This is a genomic window from Microbacterium sp. NPDC055442, assembly GCF_053644215.1.
The window spans coordinates 122,218-143,322 of sequence record NZ_JBSHLF010000003.1; the positions used below are offsets into that span (position 1 = coordinate 122,218).

The 21,105-nt window shown below is 70.2% G+C and carries 20 protein-coding genes and 1 pseudogene; 10 read left to right on the forward strand and 11 right to left on the reverse strand.

Translation table 11 applies throughout. The features are described 5' to 3' along the window. Positions 1-1,259, reverse strand: a pseudogene (locus tag ACWIBS_RS07800) (hypothetical protein); the annotation flags it as partial. Between the two features lie 151 nt (positions 1,260-1,410). Between ACWIBS_RS07800 and ACWIBS_RS07805 the strand changes: the two are divergent. From ACWIBS_RS07805 to ACWIBS_RS07815, 3 genes are read left to right on the forward strand one after another with little or no spacing between them, the layout of a single operon-like run. Beyond that, a complete protein-coding gene (locus ACWIBS_RS07805) occupies positions 1,411-2,523 on the forward strand; it encodes a heme/hemin ABC transporter substrate-binding protein (protein ID WP_376130680.1) in 1,113 nt (370 codons plus the stop codon). After that, positions 2,520-3,593 carry a FecCD family ABC transporter permease gene (locus ACWIBS_RS07810; RefSeq protein WP_376130683.1) on the forward strand — a complete coding sequence of 358 codons (1,074 nt, stop codon included), beginning with the start codon at positions 2,520-2,522 and terminating at the stop codon, positions 3,591-3,593. The genes ACWIBS_RS07805 and ACWIBS_RS07810 overlap by 4 nt, the downstream gene beginning before the upstream one ends. Then, entirely contained in the window at positions 3,590-4,366 is a 777-nt protein-coding gene (locus tag ACWIBS_RS07815) for a heme ABC transporter ATP-binding protein (RefSeq protein WP_376130686.1), read from the forward strand. Before ACWIBS_RS07810 ends, ACWIBS_RS07815 begins: the two co-directional genes overlap by 4 nt. A gap of 103 nt (positions 4,367-4,469) precedes the next feature. On the opposite strand, the gene ACWIBS_RS07820 is transcribed toward ACWIBS_RS07815, so the two are convergent. Then, complete coding sequence (locus tag ACWIBS_RS07820) at positions 4,470-4,826, reverse strand: sterol carrier family protein (protein ID WP_376130689.1); 357 nt, start codon at positions 4,824-4,826, stop codon at positions 4,470-4,472. 127 nt (positions 4,827-4,953) lie between these two features. Here ACWIBS_RS07820 and purD point away from each other — a divergent pair, with 127 nt between their 5' ends. Beyond that, positions 4,954-6,225: a phosphoribosylamine--glycine ligase gene (purD, locus tag ACWIBS_RS07825; RefSeq protein ID WP_376130692.1), complete on the forward strand. Its 1,272-nt coding sequence runs from the start codon at positions 4,954-4,956 to the stop codon at positions 6,223-6,225. A 32-nt stretch (positions 6,226-6,257) separates the two neighbouring features. Here the strand turns inward: purD and ACWIBS_RS07830 are convergent, their stop codons facing one another. Both ACWIBS_RS07830 and ACWIBS_RS07835 read right to left on the reverse strand, forming a co-directional pair. Further along, on the reverse strand, positions 6,258-6,647 hold the full coding sequence (locus ACWIBS_RS07830) for a type II toxin-antitoxin system VapC family toxin (protein ID WP_376130695.1): 390 nt from the start codon (positions 6,645-6,647) through the stop codon (positions 6,258-6,260). Beyond that, the gene (locus tag ACWIBS_RS07835; RefSeq protein ID WP_376130698.1) at positions 6,644-6,880 is read right to left on the reverse strand and encodes a type II toxin-antitoxin system Phd/YefM family antitoxin; all 237 of its coding nucleotides are present in this window, start codon (positions 6,878-6,880) and stop codon (positions 6,644-6,646) included. The genes ACWIBS_RS07830 and ACWIBS_RS07835 overlap by 4 nt, the downstream gene beginning before the upstream one ends. A 257-nt stretch (positions 6,881-7,137) precedes the next feature. Between ACWIBS_RS07835 and ACWIBS_RS07840 the strand changes: the two genes are divergently transcribed. Then, on the forward strand, positions 7,138-8,121 hold the full coding sequence (locus tag ACWIBS_RS07840; protein WP_376130701.1) for a phosphoribosylaminoimidazolesuccinocarboxamide synthase: 984 nt from the start codon (positions 7,138-7,140) through the stop codon (positions 8,119-8,121). Position 8,122: 1 nt separating this feature from the next. On the opposite strand, the gene ACWIBS_RS07845 is transcribed toward ACWIBS_RS07840, so the two are convergent. After that, on the reverse strand, positions 8,123-9,700 hold the full coding sequence (locus ACWIBS_RS07845; protein WP_376130704.1) for a hypothetical protein: 1,578 nt from the start codon (positions 9,698-9,700) through the stop codon (positions 8,123-8,125). Further along, entirely contained in the window at positions 9,682-10,500 is an 819-nt protein-coding gene (locus tag ACWIBS_RS07850; RefSeq protein WP_376130707.1) for an ABC transporter ATP-binding protein, read from the reverse strand. Before ACWIBS_RS07850 ends, ACWIBS_RS07845 begins: the two co-directional genes overlap by 19 nt. A 148-nt stretch (positions 10,501-10,648) precedes the next feature. On the opposite strand from ACWIBS_RS07850, the gene ACWIBS_RS07855 reads away from it, so the two are divergent. Further along, complete coding sequence (locus ACWIBS_RS07855) at positions 10,649-11,983, forward strand: uracil-xanthine permease family protein (RefSeq protein ID WP_376130710.1); 1,335 nt, start codon at positions 10,649-10,651, stop codon at positions 11,981-11,983. A 181-nt stretch (positions 11,984-12,164) separates the two neighbouring features. Beyond that, entirely contained in the window at positions 12,165-13,010 is an 846-nt protein-coding gene (locus ACWIBS_RS07860) for a VOC family protein (protein WP_376130713.1), read from the forward strand. A 12-nt stretch (positions 13,011-13,022) separates the two neighbouring features. Here ACWIBS_RS07860 and ACWIBS_RS07865 read toward each other — a convergent pair whose 3' ends face one another. The 5 genes from ACWIBS_RS07865 to ACWIBS_RS07885 form a co-directional block, all read right to left on the reverse strand. Next, the gene (locus tag ACWIBS_RS07865) at positions 13,023-14,036 is read right to left on the reverse strand and encodes a LacI family DNA-binding transcriptional regulator (protein ID WP_376130716.1); all 1,014 of its coding nucleotides are present in this window, start codon (positions 14,034-14,036) and stop codon (positions 13,023-13,025) included. 20 nt (positions 14,037-14,056) lie between these two features. Further along, positions 14,057-15,526 (reverse strand): GH1 family beta-glucosidase, encoded by a 1,470-nt coding sequence (locus ACWIBS_RS07870; protein WP_376130718.1) that lies wholly within the window; start codon positions 15,524-15,526, stop codon positions 14,057-14,059. Between the two features lie 39 nt (positions 15,527-15,565). Beyond that, positions 15,566-16,483: a carbohydrate ABC transporter permease gene (locus tag ACWIBS_RS07875; protein WP_376130721.1), complete on the reverse strand. Its 918-nt coding sequence runs from the start codon at positions 16,481-16,483 to the stop codon at positions 15,566-15,568. Continuing rightward, entirely contained in the window at positions 16,480-17,526 is a 1,047-nt protein-coding gene (locus ACWIBS_RS07880) for a carbohydrate ABC transporter permease (RefSeq protein ID WP_376130724.1), read from the reverse strand. Before ACWIBS_RS07880 ends, ACWIBS_RS07875 begins: the two co-directional genes overlap by 4 nt. A gap of 95 nt (positions 17,527-17,621) precedes the next feature. Next, on the reverse strand, positions 17,622-18,887 hold the full coding sequence (locus ACWIBS_RS07885; RefSeq protein WP_376130305.1) for an ABC transporter substrate-binding protein: 1,266 nt from the start codon (positions 18,885-18,887) through the stop codon (positions 17,622-17,624). Positions 18,888-19,184: 297 nt separating this feature from the next. Between ACWIBS_RS07885 and purS the strand changes: the two genes are divergently transcribed. The 3 genes from purS to ACWIBS_RS07900 are packed head-to-tail and all read left to right on the forward strand — an operon-like array spanning position 19,185 to position 21,095. Beyond that, a complete protein-coding gene (purS, locus tag ACWIBS_RS07890) occupies positions 19,185-19,433 on the forward strand; it encodes a phosphoribosylformylglycinamidine synthase subunit PurS (protein WP_376130302.1) in 249 nt (82 codons plus the stop codon). Next, positions 19,430-20,137: a phosphoribosylformylglycinamidine synthase subunit PurQ gene (purQ, locus tag ACWIBS_RS07895; RefSeq protein ID WP_376130300.1), complete on the forward strand. Its 708-nt coding sequence runs from the start codon at positions 19,430-19,432 to the stop codon at positions 20,135-20,137. The genes purS and purQ overlap by 4 nt, the downstream gene beginning before the upstream one ends. 34 nt (positions 20,138-20,171) lie before the next feature. Continuing rightward, the gene (locus tag ACWIBS_RS07900; protein ID WP_376130297.1) at positions 20,172-21,095 is read left to right on the forward strand and encodes a 2-hydroxyacid dehydrogenase; all 924 of its coding nucleotides are present in this window, start codon (positions 20,172-20,174) and stop codon (positions 21,093-21,095) included. Positions 21,096-21,105: the final 10 nt, after the last annotated feature.

A 21,105-nucleotide genomic window follows, 5' to 3' on the forward strand; every position in this document is an offset into this window, starting at 1 on the left:
GCCGCAGCCACACCCCAGCGCTGCTCGAAGACGGTGCGCGCGGACGCGGGCGCCGACTCGGACGGACGCCACGCATCAGCGAACGCGCCGAACACGACATACGCGCCGGCGAACGTACCCGCCAGCGGCGGACGCGTGCCCGTCGTGCCCGGCGCATCTGGAACGAACCCGGCACCCGTGACCGTCACCGTCTCACCGGCAGGATCGAGAGCAGACGTCTTCGACACCGACACGGAAGGTGCGGGCTCGGCGAAGGCGATCGGCGTGTAGGTCTCGAACGGGGCGTGTTTGGCCCCGGAACCCGAGTACGTGTAGATGCCGTAGTTGCCCGAAACCAGATCATCGGCCTCGGCGACCGTCAGCTCGATCTCGAACGAACCGTCCGCCGCGATCACGAACCCGCCGTTGCCGGCGTTGACCGCGCCACCGAAGTCGGCCGCAGCCACACCCCAGCGCTGCTCGAAGACGGTGCGCGCGGACGCGGGCGCCGACTCGGACGGACGCCACGCATCAGCGAACGCGCCGAACACGGCATACGCGCCGGCGAAGGTACCCGCCAGCGGCGGACGCGTGCCCGTCGTGCCCGGCGCATCCGGAACGAACCCGGTACCCGTGACCGTCACCGTCTCACCGGCAGGATTGAGAGCCGACGTCTTCGACACCGACACGGAAGGGACCGGGGCGGGGTCGGCCGGATCGGTCGGGTCTGTGGGGTCGGTCGGCTCGGGATCCGGTGTCGGCTCGGGGTCCGGGGTCGGCTCGGGATCCGGGGTCGGCTCGGGATCCGGGAGCGGCTGCCAATCGAGGGCGAGCGTCGCGTTCTGGCTCGGATCGGTCATACCCTGCCCGTGCGCCTTCGACGCGTAGACGGCGTACTGCGCGCCCTCGGCGTGCGCGGGCACGGTCAACTGCACCTGGAAGGACCCGTCGGCCGTCATCGGCGCCGTGCGCTGCCCGCCGCCCGCGCCGTCGACATTCCCGACGCCGACCCAGACCACATCGGTGATCTGCGCGCTGCCCGGGTAGAACCCCGGCAGGCCGACGGGCCCGACGCCGATGTACACGCCCGGCGCAGCGCCGGCGAATCCGGAACCCGTCACGGTGACCGTGCCCCCCTCGCGGGGCGCCGCGTCGGCGGAGAGCGCGGGGCCGGCGGCGAAGGCGGCCGGGGCGCTGATCGCACCGGCGATCACGAGGAAGAGGGCGAGAAGCGTCGCGATCACGGTCTTGCCGCGATCGAGGACGGGCTGTGAGGACACGGTGTCTCCGGCTCTGCCGACGCGCGCGCAGCGCGGCCGGTGCGTCTGTGCATACGGGTGGGGATTCGGCAATTAGGTGTGGCTTACCTAAACTTGAGTCGACCGTAAGGCAGCCCTCTGGCCTCCGTCAAGTTTAAGTAAGGCTTACCTCATGCATCGCACCCGTCTCCTCGCCCTGGTGGCCGCGGCTGCACTGCTGCTGAGCGGATGCTCGGCCGCAGGCGCAACCTCGCCCGAACCGGTCGATGCGAACTGTCCCGACGCCGTCGTCGCCCTGAGCGATCTCGAGCCTGTCACCGAGCCGCGCGCGGTCGAAGGGCCCTCGACGGCGTGCATCCCCTCGCTCGCCATCGAGCCCGTCGCCGACACTTCTGCTCCCGCGCTCCCGGTGACGCTGACCGATGCCGAAGGCCGCGAGGTCGAGGTGACCGATGTGTCCCGAATCCTTCCCGTCGACATCTCGGGCACGATCGCAGCGACCGTGTTCGCCCTCGGGCTCGGCGACAACGTCGTCGGCCGCGACACGTCGACCGACTTTCCGGGCACCGAGGAGCTGCCCGTCGTGACGAAGTCGGGCCACACCCTCAACGCCGAGGCGATTCTCGAGATCGCCCCCACCGTCGTGCTGACCGACACCTCGATCGGCCCGAAGGAGGTGCGCCAGCAGCTGCGCGACGTGGGCATCGCCGTCGTCGTCATCTCGTCCGAGCACAACCTCGAGACCGTGGGTGACCTCGTCGACGAGATCGCCCACGCGCTCGGCGTCGATCAGCGCGGCGACGCGTTCCGCACGCAGCTCGAGACCGAGATCGCGGACGCCCGGGCAGAAGCGACCGACGTCGCTCCGGCCGCGGCATCCGATCGTGTCCGGATGCTGTTCCTCTATGCCCGCGGCAATGCGAACATCTACTACATCTTCGGTCGCGACTCGGGTGCGGATTCGCTCATCGAGGCGGTCGGCGGCATCGACGTCGCCGGTGAGATCGGCTGGGAGGGCATGAAGCCCATGACGGCCGAGGCGCTCGTGGCGGCGCAGCCCGATGTCATCGTCATGATGACCGACGGCCTGTCGTCGGTGGGCGGTGTCGACGGACTCATCGAGGTGATCCCCGCCGTGGGGCAGACTCCCGCCGGGGCCAACCGTCGTGTCATCGACATGGCCGACACCGCGATCCTCAGCTACGGGCCCCGCTCTCCCGACATCGTCCGCGCGCTCGCGCGAGCGCTCTACGCGCCCCCCGCCGCGTCCGGCCCGGGCGCATGACGAGCGAAGTCGTCGTCCCGACACCGACCCGGGATCGTACGCCGCGCTTCGTCGTGCTGACGATCGTGATGTCCGTCGCGCTCGTCGCGACCGCGCTCGTGTCGCTCGGCATCGGCCAGTATCCGCTGCCGCCGGCCGAAGTGCTCGGCATCCTGCTGCAGGCCATCGGAATAGACACCGGGCTCGCGCCTGACGCGCCGACGGCCAGCGGCGTCGTGATGGACATCCGGATGCCGCGGGTCGTGCTGGGCCTTCTGGTCGGCGCTGCCCTGGCCGTCTCGGGCGTGCTCATGCAGGCGATCTTCGGCAACCCGCTCGCCGACGCGGCCGTCGTCGGCGTCTCGTCGGGAGCCGCTCTCGGGGCTGCGGCGAGCATCACGTTCGGCGTCACGGCGCTGGGCGGCTGGTCGACACCCGGCCTCGCGTTCGTCGGCGGGCTCGCCGCCGTCTTCGCGGTGTACTTCGTGAGCCGGTCGGGGGGACGCACCGAGGTCGTCACGCTGCTGCTCACGGGCATCGCCGTCAACGCGATCGCGGGGGCGGGGCTGGCCTTCATGACCTTCCTCGGCACGAACGCGACGCGCGAGCAGATCGTGTTCTGGCAGTTGGGCAGCCTCAACGGCGCCCTGTGGCAGAACATCGCACTCGTCGCGCCGCTGCTTCTCATCGGCACGATCGCGGCCCTCGTCGTCGCGCGCCGGCTCGACCTGTTCGCATTGGGCGAGCGCACCGCGCGTCACCTCGGGGTGCGGGTCGAACTGCTGCGCATCGTCGTGATCGTGACGGTCGCCCTGCTCGTGTGCGCCGCGGTCGCCTTCGCCGGGATCATCGCGTTCGTCGGGCTCGTCATCCCGCACCTCATGCGCATGGCGATCGGACCCGCGCACCTGCCGCTGGTCATCACCAGCGCGATCGGAGGAGCGCTGCTCATCGCGATCGCCGACCTCATCGCGCGCACCGCCGTGCCCCTCGCCGACCTGCCGATCGGCATGCTCACCTCGCTCGTCGGCGGCCCGTTCTTCCTCTGGCTGCTCGTGCGCACGCGCCGCCGGGCAGGGGGCTGGGGATGACCGTCCGCCTCGAAGCCCGCTCCGTCACCGTCATCCCCGACGGGTCGCGCCGCGCGATCCTTTCGGACGCGTCGGTCGAAGTGCACGACGGTGAAGTGCACGCCCTCGTCGGCCCCAACGGAGCCGGCAAATCGACCCTGTTCGGCGTCATCGCCGGGGACACGACGGCGACGCACGGCGAGGCCCTGCTCGACGGGCGGCCCCTGCGGGAGTACCCGGGGCGCGAGCTCGCACGGCTGCGCGGTGTTCTGCTGCAGCAGAACACCGTGACCTTCCCGTTCACCGTCGCCGAGGTCGTCGAGATGGGGCGGGCGCCGTGGGCGCGCACGCCCCACGAGGACGAGGACGACGACGCGATCCGCCGCGCCCTGCAGGACACCGACATCACGCAGCTCGTCGCCCGCACGATGCCGTCGCTCTCGGGAGGAGAGCGCGCCCGCGTCGCTCTGGCGCGCGTGCTCGCCCAGCGCACCGGCATCCTGCTGCTGGACGAACCGACCGCGGCTTTGGACCTCAAGCACCAGGAGGACGTGCTCGCCGTCGCGCGGCGCCGGGCGCGTGAGGGAGCCGCCGTCGCCGTCGTGTTGCACGACCTCAACGCGGCGCTGTCGTCCGCTGATCGCGTGACGCTGCTGTCGGCGGGGTCTGTCGTCGCATCCGGGGATCCCGCCGAGGTCCTCACGGCGGAGCGCATCGAAGAGGTCTACGCGCAGCCGGTGGACGTGTTCCGGCATCCGGTGACGGGCACGCCCGTCGTCATGCCACGGCGCTGACGGGGCGGTCGATCGAGCCGGTCCGGGCCGGTGCGCGGTCGGACCGGAGCCGGTGCCTGTCGAGGTGTGGTCGGTGCCCGTCGGTGTGGAGTCGGTGCGCCCGTCAGGGCCGCAACGGCAGGAGGTCGGAGACATCGGCGCGCGTGCCGGAGGCGACGATGCGGCCCGCGGTCGCGGCATCCGACCACAGCTCGTCGCCGAGGGCGACCGCGATCCAGGTCGCCGGGTCGGTCTCGACGACGTTCGGCGGAGTGCCCCGCGTGTGCCGCGGCCCCTCGAGCACCTGCACGGCACCGAACGGCGGCACGCGCACCTCGACGGTGTGGCCGGGCGCCTTCTCGGCGAGCAGCTGCAGCAGATAGCGCACGGCCGTGGCGAGATCGGTGCGGGCGGGGCTGTCGGCGGCGCGGACAGACGCGAGCGCGGCACGGCCGTCGTCGGTCGAGATCTTGCGGGCCATGGCTCCACGCTACGCCGTGCACAACTCCTCAAGAACGCGCGCCCAGGCCCTCGAACGCCGCGTCGGCCCTGGTACGTGAGGAGTTGTGCACACGACCCGTCCCGGCGGGCCTCGGTAGGCTGGGCGCGTGAGAGTCCTGGTCCTCGGTTCGGGCGCGCGCGAGCACGCCATCATCCTCGCGCTGCGTTCGGAGGAGGCCTCGCACGAGATCTTCGCCGCCCCCGGCAACGCCGGCATCGCGCGCGACGCGTCGATCGCCGACCTCGACGCCAACGACCCCGCTGCCGTCACGTCGTTCGCGAACGAGAACGCGATCGACCTCGTCGTGATCGGCCCCGAGGCCCCGCTCATCGCGGGGGTCGCCGACGCGCTGCGCGAGCGCGGCATCCCCGTGTTCGGCCCCGGCAAGGCGGCCGCACAGCTCGAAGGGTCGAAGTCGTTCGCGAAGCGGGTCATGGAAGCGGCGGGAGTGCCGACCGGCGGCGCGACCCGTGCGCGCACGCGCGCCGAGGTCGAGACCGCGCTCGATCTGTACGGTGCTCCGCACGTCGTGAAGGCCGACGGGCTCGCCGCCGGCAAGGGCGTCATCGTGACGTCGGACCGCGACGCAGCCCTCGCTCACGCGGATGCGTATCTCGCCGACGGCGCCGTGCTCGTCGAGGAGTTCCTCGCGGGCCCCGAAGTGTCGCTGTTCTTCCTGAGCGACGGCGACCACGTGCTGCCGCTGAGCCCCGCGCAGGACTTCAAGCGCCTCGGCGACGGCGACACCGGGCCCAACACGGGCGGCATGGGCGCGTACTCCCCACTGCCCTGGCTCGCCGACGGTTTCGGCAGCGAAGAGGCATTCGTCGACCTCGTCACGGCCCAGGTCGCCGAGCCCGTCATCCACCAGCTCGATGCCGAGGGCACCCCCTTCATCGGCCTGCTCTACGCCGGACTCATCCTGACCGAGCAGGGCGTCAAGGTCATCGAGTTCAACGCGCGCTTCGGCGACCCCGAGACCCAGGTCGTGCTGCCGCGCCTGGTCGACCCGCTCTCGGAGCTGCTGCTGGCCGCGGCATCCGGTCATCTCGAGGATCAGCCACGACCGGCATTCGCCGACGAGGTCGCGGTGACCGTCGTGCTCGCGAGCGAGGGCTACCCGCAGGCACCCGTGACCGGTCGCAGGCTGACCGGCCTCGACGCGGCGGCCGCCGTCGACGGGGTGCACCTCGCGCACGCCGCGACCGCCGAGCGCGACGGCGCTCTCGCCGCGACGGGTGGGCGCGTGCTCAACGTCGTCGGGGTGGGAACGTCGTTCGCCGAGGCCCGCGACCGCGCCTACCGGGCGCTCGGCGAGATCGCCCTCGAGGGCGGTCAGCACCGCACCGACATCGCCGCCCGCGTCGTCGAACGCTGAGCCTGGGGGTCTCGGCTGAGGGATGCCGCGACTCAGCGCCGTGCGTCGTGGATCCACGACGCACCCAGCCCGAGCAGCACCGCGTCGGACGTCAGCAGCTCGAACGACTCGCTCGATGCCTGGGCGAGCAGCATCCGATCGAAGGGGTCGTGACGCGCCAGCGCGGGGAACCGCGCCATCGCCGCCGCGTGGTCGGCGGTGAACGGCAGCTCGGTGAGTCCGGACTTGGCGAAGACGCCAGGAAAGCTCTCCCCGCCGGGCGGAGGAAGCCGACCCAGCATGTGCTTGATCGTGATCTCCATGACCGTCGCCGAGGAGTAGTGCACCCGCGGGGCCGTCGCGATCCGGCTGCGGCTCTGCGGGCCGAGGTCAGCGCTGTCGCGGTAGAGCCAGAGCAACGCGTTGGTATCGAGCAGGATCACGCGTCGACCCGGTAGAACATGTCGGAGATCTCGGCGTCGATCCCGTCGAACAGCTGCGGGTCGTGCTCGGCCTCGCTGGCGCCGAGCCCGAAGACGATGCGGACCTCGCGATGCGGAACGATGTCGACGACAGGGGTGCCGGCTCGAGCGATCGTGATCTCCTCCCCCGCGAGCACGCGCACGATCAACGCCGACAGCTGCGACTTCGCTTCGTGAATGTTCACCTGCGCCATGCGCTCCACCTTATCCAGGTTAGTCGGACTTAGCTAGACTTGGTGACCACCGGGTTCACCTGGGACGATACGACTCGACCCCGCTGGCTCTCCTTGAGAGCCATGTTGCCCAAGCGGAGGCAGACATCCAACGGGGTTGCTGGAGGTTTGATCGACCCGGTCCAGGCATCGCGTTCGCCGGCCGAGCACGCTTGGGATCCCTCTGACTCCGTGGCATCCGGGTCTGGCCGTTGCACCGCGTCCGGGATAATGGGCGCGTGACGAAGCCCCTCGATCTGCCCGGCTGGCACCACGTGTACTCGGGCAAGGTGCGCGACCTGTACGAACCCGACTCGCCGACGGCGTCCGAGGGGCGAATGCTGGTGGTCGCGAGCGATCGCGTCAGCGCGTTCGACCACGTGCTCTCGCCCGGCATCCCTGACAAGGGGGTGCTGCTCACGACCCTCAGCCTGTGGTGGTTCGACATGCTCGCCGGGGCCGACGGGGGTCGTAGCATCCCGAATCATCTCGCGGCGTCCCATGTGCTCGCTGCCGATGACACGGCGCTCGACCTCATCCCCGAGGCCGTCGCCGGCCGGTCCATGATCGTCAAGAACCTCGACATGCAGCCGATCGAATGCGTCGTGCGCGGCTACCTGACCGGGTCGGGCTGGGCCGAGTACGTCGAAAGCGGCACGGTCTGCGGCATCCGCCTGCCCGACGGCCTGTCCAACGGCGACCGTCTGCCCGCACCCATCTTCACCCCCGCCTACAAGGCGCCGCTGGGCGAGCACGACGAGAACATCTCGTTCGAGCAGACCGTCCAGCTCGTCGGCAACGAGCGCGCCGAACTGCTGCGCGACCTGTCACTCGAGATCTACGAACGCGCCGCGCGCACGGCCGAGGAGCGCGGGCTCATCCTCGCCGACACGAAGTTCGAGTTCGGCCTCGACGGTGACGGCGTCATGACCCTCGCCGACGAGGTGCTCACGAGCGACTCGTCTCGGTACTGGGATGCCGCGGCGTGGGCCAACGGCGCGACTCCGGCCGAGCGCATGGCGAGCTTCGACAAGCAGATCGTGCGCGACTGGCTCGCCGCGAACTGGGCCCACGCGCCCGGAGGCTCGGCGCAGCGCGCAAGCGATGCGTCGAGTGGGCGTGGGGAGGGCAAGACGGGTGAGCCCCCCGCGCTTCCCGCCGAGATCGCCGAGCGCACGTCCGCCCGCTATCGCGAACTGCTCGAGCGCCTCACCGGCGCCTGAGTCACGCGTTCTTCATCGCCTTCAGCCGCGAGAGCAGCACCGGGCCGGATCGGTCGAGGATCCGCCCGCCGATCAGAACGCCGACGACCACGAACACCGCCCCGAGCACGACACCCACGACGCCCGCGATCCAGCTGAGCAGCGCGCTGTCCGTGAAGAACCCGATGAGCCCGACGACGATCGCCGGGGCCGCGAGCACGATCGACACGAGCCAGACCCCGAAGAAGACGAGACTCTGCAGGAAAGTCGTGCCGGGCACCTTCTTGAAGGGGTTGTCCCCCGAGCCGGCGACCGGAACGACGATCTGCGCGCTCGTCACGGCGCACACGCCGTACCCGGTCAGGAGGATCCCGAGCGACATTCCGAGGATCCCCGGCAGCTGCGCCCAGTTGCCCGAGAAGACGAACGGCAGCACGGCCGCGAGGAGCACGAGCGGCACGGCGACGACGGCGGCCGCGAGGATGCGCCCCGCACGGTCTGCGCGGCCGCTGACGCCCGAGGCGAGCTCGGTACCGAACGCCGTGCCGTCGTACGAGATGTCCGCGTACACGACGATGCCGATGACGAGCGCGATGAGGGGCGCCGCGAAGCTCAGACCGTTCGCCACGTCGCCGTCACGCAGATAGAACCACAGCAGCACGGGCACGAGCGGCACGACGATGAGCTGACGCAGGTAGCGCGGATCGCGCAGCCAGTAGGTGAGCGATCGCGCGAAGACGGCTCCGGCAGGGCCCGTCGGCACGCGTCCGAACAGGCCGATCCTGCCCGCGGCGGTAGGCGCGGCAGACGACGAGCGCGGGTTGGCGAGAGCCGATGCGAGCGACCAGCGCCACAGCGCCCACAGCAGGCCGAGCGTCGCGAGAGCGATGACGAGCTTCACGGCGGCGGCGAGCCAGTCCCCTGCCGCGACATCGCCGGGCACGGCCCAGGCCGCTCCGACAGGGGTCCACCCCAGTACGCGGATCGCGACGAGCAGCGTGTCGACGTTGAGCGCGAACCCCGTCGCGACGCCCGCGACGATCGGCCCGGCGAGCATGAGCGGAACGAGGACGAGCACACCCGACGCCTCACGCAGCCGGCGCCTGCCGCCCAGGCCCGACGCGAGCGAGGCGACCGCACGCGACGCGACGACGGCGGTCAGCACGGCCAGCGGCACGCACACGACGGCGGCGGCGAGCGCGAGGGGCCAGTGGATCCACGTCGCGAACGTGCCGAGCGCGGCGACCGAGGTCACGATCCCCGGGATGCCGCACACTCCGGCCAGCGTCAGCGCGACCATCATCCGCCGCAGCGACATCGGAAAGACGACGAGCCGTTCGGGGTCGAGCGTCGCGTCGACGCCGAACACGATGAGCGGTCCCAGCACCCACCCGAGCGTCACGAGCGATCCCGCCCCGACGATGACGCTCGTTGCGAGGTCGAGCGGTCCGAACCCGAGCACGACCAGGCCGACGATCGCACCGAGCAGCACCCCCAGGCCGTACAGCGCGCCGAAGATGAACCCGACGAGCTGCCACGGACTGCGGGCGAGCTGGTTGCCGAGAACCCGGAAGCGCAGCTTCAGGAGTGTCGCAACCATTCGGGCCCTTCCGTGTGGCGACGGCCGCCGACGAGGTCGACGAAGCGGTCCTGCAGCGACTGTCCGGCGCGCACTTCGTCGACCGTGCCGGCGACGAGCAAACGCCCGGCGGCGATGATCGCGACGTGGTCGCACGTGCGCTGCACGAGGTCCATCGAGTGGCTCGAGACGATGACCGTGCCGCCCGAGCGCACGTAGCCGGTGAGGATGTCCTGGATGTTGGCTGCCGAGACCGGGTCGACCGACTCGAACGGCTCGTCGAGCACGAGCAGTCGCGGCGCATGCACGAGCGCGCACGCCAGCGCGATCTTCTTGGTCATGCCGGCCGAGTAATCCACGACCATCGTGCCGGCGGCATCCGTCATGTCCATGAGGGCGAGGAGGTCGTGCGTGCGCCGCGCGACCTCGTCGTGCGGCAGGCCGAAGAGCAGACCGTTGTAGGTGACGAGCTGCTCGCCGGTGAGCCGGTCGAAGAGCTTGACGCCGTCGGCGAGGTTGCCGAGCATCGCCTTCGCCCGCACGGGCTCGCGCCACACGTCGACGCCGTGCACGAGCGCCTGCCCGGCATCGGGAACGAGCAGGCCCGTCGCCATCGAGAGGGTCGTGGTCTTGCCCGCGCCGTTGGGGCCGACGAGGCCATAGAACGAACCGGTCGGCACCGTGAGGGTGATCCCCTCGACGGCGACCTTCTCGCCGAACCGCTTGTGCAGTCCGTTCAGCTGAAGGGCCGCGCCGTCCACGGGTCCGGGGGCGGGAATCGGCGGGACCGGCGGCGTGCCGGGCGGGACTGGTTCGGTCAAGATCGACTCCGTCACACATCTCGGATGCCGCGGGCAGAGGCCTGCGGCATCCACCAGCCTTTCGAACTCGTGCGCGGTTGCCGATCTCGCCGCGCCGTGCTCGCTAAGGTGAGGCGAGCAAAATCGAATCGAGCGCAAGGAGCGCCCCATGGCCCTGTGGAAACTGCACGGCAACGGCCGGAACGTCGAACCCGGAAAGGTCGTCGCCCCCGACGAGCGACTGAACTGGCCCGCGACGATCGCGATCGGGGCGCAGCACGTCGTCGCGATGTTCGGGGCGACGTTCCTCGTGCCCGTCTTGACCGGCTTCCCGGTGCCGACGACACTGCTGTTCTCGGGAATCGGCACGCTGCTGTTCCTGATCATCACGAAGAACAAGCTGCCCAGCTACCTGGGCTCGTCGTTCGCCTTCATCGCGCCGGTCACGGCGGCGACCGCGACGGCCGGGATGGGGTCCGCGCTCGCGGGCATCGTCGCCGTCGGCGTGCTGCTGGCGGTCGTCGGGTTCATCGTGCAGTTCGCGGGCCTGGGGTGGGTCGATCGGTTCATGCCGCCCGTCGTCGCGGGCGCGATCGTCGCGCTCATCGGGTTCAACCTGGCCCCCGTCGCGTGGTCGAACTTCCAGCTGCAGCCGGGCACGGCGACCATCACGCTCGTCGCGGTCATCCTGTTCAGCGTGCTGTTCCGCGGGTTCCTCGGGCGGATCTCGATCTTCCTCGGCGTCATCGTCGGCTACGTCGCGGCGCTCATCTTCGGCGAAGTCGACTTCTCGGCGCTCGAGGAAGCCGCGTGGATCGGTCTGCCGGAGTTCCACATCGCCGACTTCGCCTCACCGGGCACATGGAGCGCCATCGCGATGTTCCTGCCCGTCGTGCTCGTGCTCATCGCCGAGAACGTCGGACACGTGCGCGGTGTCGCCACGATGACCACCCCGGCGGTCAACAAGCACACGGGTCGTGCGCTCATCGCCGACGGTGCCGCGACGACGCTCGCGGGCTTCTTCGGCGGATCGGGCACGACGACGTACGGCGAGAACATCGGCGTCATGGCTGCGACGCGCGTGTACTCGACGGCCGCCTACTGGGTCGCCGGTGTCGTGGCGATCCTGCTCGCGATGTCGCCGAAGGTCGGGGCGCTGTTCAACTCGATCCCCGCCGGCGTGTTGGGCGGCGTGACGACCGCGCTGTACGGCCTGATCGGCATCATCGGCATCAAGATCTGGGTCGACAACCGCGTCGACTTCTCGCGCCCCGTCAACCAGTACACCGGTGCCGTCGCGCTCGTCATCGCGATCGCGGGCTTCACGATGGAGTGGGGCGACTTCCAGCTCGGCGCGATCGTGGTCGGTGCCGCCGCGGCGCTGCTGATCTACCACCTGGGCAACGCGATCGCGCGCTGGCGCAAGACCGGCGCCGACGACGGCGGCCCGATCCCGGCCGTCGGCCCGCTCGGCGGCGACCCCGAGGACGCCCCCGTCCGCTGACGCTCTCGACACGCGCCCCCTCACCCGCGAGACTGCAACGGGAAGGCGAGACCGTGGGTTCCACCCGCTGTTTCGGCCTCCCGATGCAGTCTCGCGGTCATTGCGGGCGCGGGGAATGAGAACGGGGGGATGCGGGTTGTCTATGCACATGAATGCACCACGACTTGCCTCGGACACGGCCATGGGACCCGTCACCCTCATGGTGGGCGACCTCGACGCGATGACGGCGTACTACCGCGACGTCGTGACGCTCGAGCTGCTCGCGACCGAGGGTGAGACGGCGACGCTCGGTCGCGCCGGGCTGCCCCTCGTCGTGCTGCGCCGGGACCCCGCACTGCGCCACGCGGCGCCGGGATCGGCGGGCCTGTTCCACACGGCGATCCTCTTCGAGACGCAGGAGGCCCTCGCGGCGGCGCTGTACAGCGTCGCGCGGCACGCCCCCGGCACGTTCACCGGCTCCGCCGACCACCTCGTCAGCCAGGCGTTCTATATGACCGACCCCGAGGGCAACGGCATCGAGCTCTACTGGGACCGCGACCGCAGCGAGTGGTCGTGGGTGCACGGTGAGGTCGAGATGGCGACGCTGCACCTCGATCCGAACGCGTTCCTCGAGCAGCACCTCACCGAGCAGGCCGCCCTCGGCTCGACCGGCGCGCAGGCGGCGACGATCGGTCACGTGCACCTCTCGGTGGGCGATGTCGCGACGGCGCGCGCGTTCTACGTCGACGCGCTCGGGTTCGACGTCACGACGCAGATGGGCAACCAGGCGCTGTTCGTCAGCGCCGGCGGGTACCACCACCACATGGCGATGAACGTCTGGAACTCGCGCGGCGCGGGTCCGCGGATGCCGGCACTCGGCCTCGGACGCGTGGATCTGGCGCTTCCCCACGGCGACGCCCTGGGCGAGCTCGGGGAGCGACTCGCGTTCGCGGGTGTCGCGACGCGCGACGATGGCCGCACGCTGAGCTTCGACGACCCCTGGAACAACGCGCTGCACGCGACGGCCCCGGAGCCCGCCCGCTCCTGAAGCGCCCGCAGGTCAGACGGAGTCGCGGATGATGAGGTCGGTCTCGAGGATCGTGACGTGCTGCGGCTGCCGGCCCGCGAGCAGATCGAGCAGGATGCCGGCCATCTGCTCCCCCTGCGCGAACGACGGCTGACGCATCGTCGTGAGCTGCGGCACGACCGAGGTCGCGACGGGCGAATCGTCGAACCCGACGATCGCGATGTCTTCGGGCACGCGCAGCCCGGCAGCCCCGAGCACGCTCAGCGCGCCCCGCGCCATCAGGTCGCTCGCGATGAACACCGCGTCGGGCGCAGAACCCGCGGACAGGATGCGCCGCATCGCCGCCGCGCCCCCGTCGGCGGTGAAGTTGCCGTCCTCGACGGCGACGGGATCGAGGCCGCGACGGGCGAGCGCCGCGAGGAACCCGTCGAGCCGGTCGATCCCCGCCGGCATCGTGCGCGGTCCCGTGATCGTCGCGATCCGGCGCCGACCGGCGTCGATGAGATGCTCCGTCGCGATGCGCGCCCCCGACGTGTTGTCGACGTCGACGTAGTAGTCGCGGTCACGCTCCCGCGCCGGGCGACCGCCGTACACGACGGGCACGGCCGACGCGATGCGGTCGATGAATGTGTCGCTCGTGTGGTGCGAGACGATGATGGCGCCGTCCACCGCGCCGCTGCGCACGTAGCTCGTCGTCTTGTCGCCGGGGTCGTCGCTGGCGATGAAGAGGTTGAGCACGAAATCCGAACGACTCAGTCGCGCGTTGATGCCCGACACGATCGCGGCGAAGAACGGGTCGCCGAAGAAGCGTGTCGTGTCCTCGGGGACGATGAGGGCGACGGCGTGCGTCTGCCTGCTCGCGAGTGAACGCGCGGCCCGGTTGGGCACGTAGTTGAGCTCGGCGATCGCTCGGGTGACGGCATCCAGTGCTTCAGGACTCACCGCCGTCGAGCCGTTCACGACGCGCGACACGGTCGACCGCGAGACCCCCGCCGCGGCGGCGACCTCTTCGATCGTGACCGAGCCGCGCATCGCTTCCGTGCTCATCCGTTGATTCTCCTCGATGATCAGGATGCCGCGGCCACCGGCGCCGCATCCAGCGCCCGCGCGGCGATGATGCGCATGTACTCGCGGCCGCTGTCCTTGATGGTGCGCTCCTGCGTGTCGTAGTCGACGTGCACGATGCCGAACCGCTTGTCGTAGCCCCACGCCCACTCGAAGTTGTCCAGCAGCGACCAGTAGAAGAAGCCGCGCACGTCGGCGCCGGCATCCACGGCATCGAGGACCGCCGCGAGGTGGGAGCGCACGAACTCGGTGCGCTCGACGTCGGCGACGCGCAGGGCCGCGCCCTCGCGCACGGGTTCGTCGTCGTAGGCCGCGCCGTTCTCGGTCACGTAGAGCACCGTGCCGGCATCCTTCGCGTACTCCTCCCACACCCGGGTGAGCAGGCGCGTGAGCCCTTCGGGCTGGACCTCCCAGTTCTGTGCCGTGCGCGGCAGAGCGCGCTCATGCCAGTGGATGCCGTCGTGCGACGGGAAGGGGGAGGCCGTGGGCCGGTCGATGTCGGGATTGCCGGACGGCACCGCCACCGACCCCGCCGTGCCGCCCACGAGTTCGCCGTGGTAGTAGTTCACGCCCAGCGTGTCGAAGGGGCTCGAGATCGCCTCGAGGTCTCCGGGGCGCACGGCTGTCTCGAACGCGGCGACGGCCTCCGCGTCGACGGCGCGGATGTCCTCGACGACGTCGGCGGGGTACGCCCCGCGGTAGATCGGGTCGAGGAACCACCGGTTGAACTGCCCGTCGATGCGACGGGCGGCATCGACGTCACGGGCGTCGGCCGGGTCAGCGGCATCCGCCACCGTGAGATTGAGCGTGATGCCGAGGTCGAGCGATGCGTCGCGGGCGCGCAGCTCGCGAAGGGCGAGCCCGTGTCCGAGCAGCAGGTGGTGGGAGGCGAGCAGTCCCTCTTCGACGCTGCGGTGCCCGGGCGCGTGGGCACCCGCCGTGTACGACAGGAACGACGAGCACCACGGTTCGTTGAGGGTCGTCCACACCCCGACCCGGTCGCCGAGCGTGTCGTGCATCGCGAGCGCGTAGTCGACGAACCGCTCGCTCGTCTCGCGTGCGGCCCAGCCGCCGCGGTCCTGCAGCGCCTGCGGCAGATCCCAGTGATAGAGCGTCAGCCAGGGCAGGATGCCGGCGCCGAGCAGCTCATCGACGAGGCGCGAATAGAAATCGAGGCCCTTCGGGTTGAAGGTGGCACCGTCGGGGGCGACGCGGGCCCACGACGTCGAGAACCGGTAGGTCTGCAAGCCCATGCGCTGCATGAGCGCCACGTCGTCGGCGTACCGGTGGTAGTGGTCGCACGCCACGTCGCCGTTGTCGGCGTCGACGACGGCGCCGGGGACTCGGCTGAAGGTGTCCCAGATCGAGGCCTGGCGGCCGTCTTCGAAGGCGGCGCCCTCGATCTGGTAAGCAGCGGTGGCCGCTCCGAACAAGAAGTCCGTCGGGAACGGGCGAGACGCGGACGCGGTCATGCGAACGGGATCCAATCTTTCTGCGGTGGTCACGGTGGGCTATCCCTTCACGGCGCCGGCCATGATGCCGCTCACGAGCTGCTTGCCCGCGAAGATGAACAGCAGCAGGAGCGGGATGGTGGCGAGCACGACGCCGGCGAGCACGACGGAGTAGTCGACGAAGTAGTTGGACTGCAGGAGCGACAGCGCCACGGGCAGGGTCGGGTTCTGGCGGTCGAGCACGATGAACGGCCAGAAGAAGTTGTTCCACGCACCGACGAAGGTGAAGAGGAACAGCATCGCGGCGGCCGGGCGCGCGGCGGGCAGACCCACCGTGAGGAATGTGCGGAACATCGTCGCGCCGTCGACGCGCGCGGCCTCGATGAGCTCGTTCGGCACGGCCTGGCGCAGGTACTGCGTCATCCAGAACACGCCGAAGGCGCTCGTGAGGGCGGGGATGATGATCGCGCCGATCTCACCCGTCCAGCCGAGCTCGGAGAACAGGATGTACAGCGGCACGACGCCGAGCTGCTGCGGCACGGCCATCGTCGCGACGACGAAGACGAGCAGGCCCGCACCGCCGTGGAACCGCAGCTTCGCGAACGCCCACCCGGCGAGGGTCGAGGTGATCACGACGGCAGCGGCGATGAGGAACGAGCTGTAGATGGAGTTCCACAGGGCGCCCCAGAAGTTCACGGCCGGATTGGTGACGACCGAGATGGCGTTGTCGATGAAGTTGCCGCCCGGGATCCACGGGAACGGCTGACGCAGCGTCGTCGCGTCGCCCGAGCCGATGATGAACGACCAGTAGAGCGGGAAGATCGCCGAGAGGAACACGACCCCGAGCGTCGCGTACGCCCAGAAGCCCGGCCGCGCTCCGCGGATGCGCGTCGTCTTCGCGCCGCGGCGTCGCCTGCGGGCGTTCGGGATGCCCTCTTCCACGACGGCGAGCGGGGTGGGTGTGCCGAGAGTGCTCATGACCGGGCCCCCACGTTCTTCTTCGCTTCTCGCGCGCGTTCGCGCAGTTGTCGTTTGGTGAGTTCGGAGCGCAGCCCCTCATCGCGCAGCAGGGTGCGCGTGACGAGCAGGTTCACGAGTCCGATGAGCAGGATGACGAGGAACAGGATCCACGCCATCGCCGCCGCGCGGCCGAAGTTCCACTGCCCCCAGCCGATGTCATAGAGATACAGGGTGACCGTGAGCCACTGCTGACCCGCTCCGCCGCGACCGAACTGGTCGAACACGCGCGGTTCGTCGAAGATCTGCAGCCCCCCGATCGTCGACGTGATGATGACGAAGATGAGGGTCGGCTTGAGCGAGGGGAGCGTGATGCTGAAGAACTGGCGGATCGGACCGGCACCGTCGACGGTGGCCGCCTCGTAGTAGTCGCGGTTCACGGCCTGCATCGCCGCGAGCAGGATGAGAGCGTTGTAGCCGGTCCAGCGGTAGTTGACCATCGTCGCGATCGCGACGTGGCTCCAGAACGGATCGACGTGCCACGGGATCGCCGAGATGCCGATCGTGCCGAGCCACGAGTTCGCCAGGCCCGACTGGTCGGCGAAGATCGCGTTGAAGATGAGGCCGACGGCGACGGGGGCGACGACGAAAGGCACAAGCACGCTCATGCGCCAGAACGTCTTCGCGCGGATGTTGCGATCGAGCACGGCCGCGATGAAGACGGCGAGGATGAGCTGCGGGATCGAGGACAGCAGGAAGATGCTGAACGTGTTGCGCATCGCCGTCCAGAAGTGCGGCTGCGTGAGGATCCAGACGTACTGGTCGAACCCGACGAACTCGCCGGAGTTGCGCACGAGATCCCAGTCCATGAACGAGATGACGGCGGTGTAGGCGATCGGGAACAGCCCGACGATCGCGAACATGATGAAGAACGGCGAGATGTACAGGTAGGGCGAGATCTTCAGGTCCCAGCGGCTCAGCCGATGGGAGAACGAGATCACTCGGGGTGGCCTCGCCGGAGCGGGGGCGGCGGCCCTCGTTCCGGTGGTATCCGTCGCGGTCACAATCGTCCTTCGTCGTCGTCGTCGGAGGGGCAGAAGCGGGGGCGGATGCCGCGTGGTGGCATCCGCCCCCGCCGGTCAATCGGTCAGCGACCGGGTCAGAATGCCGATATCTCGGTGAGCCACGTGTCCCAGGCCTTCTCCTTGTCTTCGAGACCGTCGAAGACGCGGGTGACGGCGTTCTGCAGCGCGTCGTGGAACTGGAAGTACTTCGGCCCCTTGTAGGTCGACACGGTGATCGCGTTGGCGCGCTCGATGCCGATCTCGCCGGTCGGCGCGTCATTGAAGTACTCGTTGACGTAGCCGGTCAGGTCGGTGCTCGTCTGCGCCTCGAGCTGGCTCGGGAAGGTGCCCGCGTTCACGAACGCCTTGATCTGCGTCTCGGGTGCGGTCAGCCAGTCGGCGAGCTGCTGCGCCGCCTCGACGTTGGCGCCGTTGGCCGGGACGACGAGGTACGAACCGCCCCAGTTGCCACCGCCCTCGGGGAAGGCGTCGGCGACATCCCAGCCCGTGACCTCGGGCGCTTCGCCCGCGATGATGCCGTGCATCCACGGCGGGCAGAGCATGGCGGCGAACTCGCCGCCGGCCATGGCCGCGTACCAGTCGTCGCTCCACTGGCCGGGGAAGGCCGAGATCGGGATCGCCTGGTCGACGACGGTCTCGTAGGCGGCGCGGATCTCGGGGTTCTCGGCGGCGATGATGGCGCCGTCGGGCTCTTCGTACGCGAACTCGAGCTGGTTCACCAGGCCCTGCAGCACGGAGTTGGCCGAATCGATGAACGGCGTGCCGGTCTGGGCGACGTAGTCGGCGCCGACCTCGAAGAAGGCGTCCCACGTGGGGAAGAGCTCGGCGACGGCTTCGCGGTCGCTGGGCAGGCCGGCCGCTTCGAACAGGTCGCCGCGGTAGCAGACGGCCTGCGGTCCGATGTCGGTGCCGTACGCGACGAGGTTGCCGTCGGCGTCGGTCGCGGCGGCTTCCTTCCAGTCGAGCCAGCGGCCCCTCAGGTCGTCGGGGACGGGCGCGACGAGGTCGGAGTACTGCATCATCTCGGTGAACCAGTCGATCTCGACGGCTTCGACATCGCCGAGGCCGGACTTGCCGAGCTTCTGGAAGAAGTTCGCGCGGGCGTCGTTCGAGGTCGCGGCCTTGTTGTGCACGACCTTGATGCCGGTCTCTTCGGTGAACTCGGCCAGGAGTTCGTCGGTGTAGCCCATGTCGTTGAAGGTCGAGAGCGTGAGGGTCACGTCGCCGTCGGCCCCGGGGTCGGGCGAGTCCCCGCCACCGGAACAGCCGGCGAGGACCATGGCGGTCGCAGAGAGGGCGGCCACGGCCACGGCGCCCTTGCGGATGGCTCGAGTGTTCACTGTCACTCCTATGTGTTGTCAGGTCGGTTGATGCTACGTGCAGGATCGGTCGCGGTGCGGCGTCCGGTCGTTCGTGGGAGCGGTCCCACCGAAGTGGCGCCCACACTACGGGAGCGCTCCCACGAGCGCAAGACCCCGATCTCCTTGACCGCGAGACTGCATCGGGGCGCCGAAACCGTGGGGTTCACCCGCTGTCTCGACCCGCCGTTGCAGTCTCGCGGTCAGGAGCGGGGGCGGGAGGGCGGGCGGCCGTAGACTGTCAGGGTCCCCCCGCCCGCGACATTCCGGAGCCCCGTCATGCCCACCATCGTCGTCGACGTCATGCCCAAGGCCGAGCTGCTGGACCCGCAGGGGAAGGCGGTGTCGGGTGCACTGAGCCGTCTCGGCGTCGACGCCATCACGGGCGTCCGCATCGGCAAGCGCTTCGAGCTCACCGTCGAGGGCGAGGTCGACGAGGCCACCCTCGCGACGGCCCGCCGCATCGCCGACGAGATCCTCTCGAACTCCGTCATCGAAGACGTCGTCGGCATCGAGGTCGTCGAATGACCGTCCGCATCGGCGTCATCACCTTCCCCGGCTCGCTCGACGATCGCGACGCGCAGCGCGCGATCCGCGTCGCCGGCGCCGAACCCGTCGCCCTCTGGCACGGCTCGCACGATCTCGACGGCGTCGACGCGCTCGTGCTGCCCGGAGGCTTCAGCTACGGCGACTACCTGCGCGCCGGCGCGATCGCGGCCCTCGCGCCGATCATGACCGAAGTGTCGGATGCCGCGGCGAAGGGCATGCCGATCCTCGGCATCTGCAACGGCTTCCAGATGCTCGTCGAGGCGCACCTGCTGCCCGGCGGCCTCATCCGCAATGCGCACCAGCAGTTCATCCGCCGCGACCAGCGCCTGCGGGTCGAGAACGCCGACACGGCGTGGACGAGCGACTTCACGGCCGGCCAGGAGATCACGATCCCGCTCAAGAACGCCGACGGCGGCTACATCGCCTCGGAGTCCGAGCTGGACCGCCTCGAGGGCGAAGGCCTCGTCGCGTTCCGCTATGTCGGCGTGAACCCGAACGGGTCGCTGCGCGACATCGCCGGCATCGCGAACGAGCGCGGCAACGTCGTGGGTCTCATGCCGCACCCCGAGCACGCCGTCGAAGAGGGCTTCGGCCCGAACACCCCCGCCGCGATGCGGTCGGGCGTCGACGGCCTGCCGTTCTTCACCTCGGCGGTCGCCGCCGTCGTCGGCGCAGCCGCCTGACCCCCGGCATCCGGCGCCTCGATATCGTGGAGCGGTGAGCCGCCCCCTCGTCATCAGTGTCCCCACGCAGGAGTTCGCCGACGATCTGCGTGACCTTCCCGACGACGTCGAGATCGTCGTGTGGTCGATGGAAGATGCGGCGCCCCGCGCGCATCTCGACATCGTCATGCCGCCGTACATGTCCACGACGCGCGTGCTCGACCGGCTGCACGGCGTCTCGGTCGGGCTCGTGCAGGGGGAGTCGATCGGATACGACGGCTTCGCGCGGCTTCTGCCCGCGGGACTCGTCTTCGCCAATGCGGCATCCGTGCACGAGGCATCCACGGCCGAGCTCGCCCTCGCCCTCACGCTCGCCTCGCAGCGCAGCCTGCCGCAGTTCGTGCGCGCGCAGGACGCGCACCGATGGGCACCCGAAGAGACGGGGAGCCTCGCCGACCGCCGCGTGCTGCTGCTCGGCTACGGCGGCGTGGGCAAGGCCGTCGCGGCACGCCTGGCACCCTTCGAGACCGCGCTGACGGTCGTCGCCTCGCGGGCGCGCGACGAGAGCGGCGTCGCCGTGCACGGCATCGACGAGCTGCCCGCGCTGCTGCGCGACACCGAGATCGTGATCCTCACCCTGCCCGGCGGGGACGCGACGCGCCGCATGGTCGACGCGGCCTTCCTCGCCGCACTGCCCGACAGCGCGCTCGTCGTCAACGTCGGGCGCGGATCGCTCGTCGACACCGACGCGCTCGTCGCCGAGGTCGCGAGCGGGCGCCTGCGTGCTGCCCTCGACGTGACCGACCCCGAGCCGCTTCCCGCCGACCACCCGCTGTGGTCACTGCCGGGAGCGCTCATCGTGCCGCACGTCGGCGGCGCGTCAGCGGCCATGCGCCCGCGCATGACGGCGCTGCTGCGCGCTCAGATCGAGCGGATGCGTGCGGGCGAGGAGCCGTTGAACGTCGTGATCCGCACCTGAGCTAACGTCG

What these genes read in the sequence shown, in the direction of transcription:
- ACWIBS_RS07805 (WP_376130680.1), top strand. Translation starts at nt 1,411, where the DNA reads ATGCATCGCACCCGTCTCCTCGCCCTGGTGGCCGCGGCTGCACTGCTG.
- ACWIBS_RS07810 (WP_376130683.1), top strand. Translation starts at nt 2,520, where the DNA reads ATGACGAGCGAAGTCGTCGTCCCGACACCGACCCGGGATCGTACGCCG.
- ACWIBS_RS07815 (WP_376130686.1), top strand. Translation starts at nt 3,590, where the DNA reads ATGACCGTCCGCCTCGAAGCCCGCTCCGTCACCGTCATCCCCGACGGG.
- ACWIBS_RS07820 (WP_376130689.1), bottom strand. Translation starts at nt 4,826, where the DNA reads ATGGCCCGCAAGATCTCGACCGACGACGGCCGTGCCGCGCTCGCGTCT.
- ACWIBS_RS07835 (WP_376130698.1), bottom strand. Translation starts at nt 6,880, where the DNA reads ATGGCGCAGGTGAACATTCACGAAGCGAAGTCGCAGCTGTCGGCGTTG.
- ACWIBS_RS07845 (WP_376130704.1), bottom strand. Translation starts at nt 9,700, where the DNA reads ATGGTTGCGACACTCCTGAAGCTGCGCTTCCGGGTTCTCGGCAACCAG.
- ACWIBS_RS07855 (WP_376130710.1), top strand. Translation starts at nt 10,649, where the DNA reads ATGGCCCTGTGGAAACTGCACGGCAACGGCCGGAACGTCGAACCCGGA.
- ACWIBS_RS07860 (WP_376130713.1), top strand. Translation starts at nt 12,165, where the DNA reads ATGGGACCCGTCACCCTCATGGTGGGCGACCTCGACGCGATGACGGCG.
- ACWIBS_RS07865 (WP_376130716.1), bottom strand. Translation starts at nt 14,036, where the DNA reads ATGAGCACGGAAGCGATGCGCGGCTCGGTCACGATCGAAGAGGTCGCC.
- ACWIBS_RS07870 (WP_376130718.1), bottom strand. Translation starts at nt 15,526, where the DNA reads ATGACCGCGTCCGCGTCTCGCCCGTTCCCGACGGACTTCTTGTTCGGA.
- ACWIBS_RS07875 (WP_376130721.1), bottom strand. Translation starts at nt 16,483, where the DNA reads ATGAGCACTCTCGGCACACCCACCCCGCTCGCCGTCGTGGAAGAGGGC.
- purS (WP_376130302.1), top strand. Translation starts at nt 19,185, where the DNA reads ATGCCCACCATCGTCGTCGACGTCATGCCCAAGGCCGAGCTGCTGGAC.
- purQ (WP_376130300.1), top strand. Translation starts at nt 19,430, where the DNA reads ATGACCGTCCGCATCGGCGTCATCACCTTCCCCGGCTCGCTCGACGAT.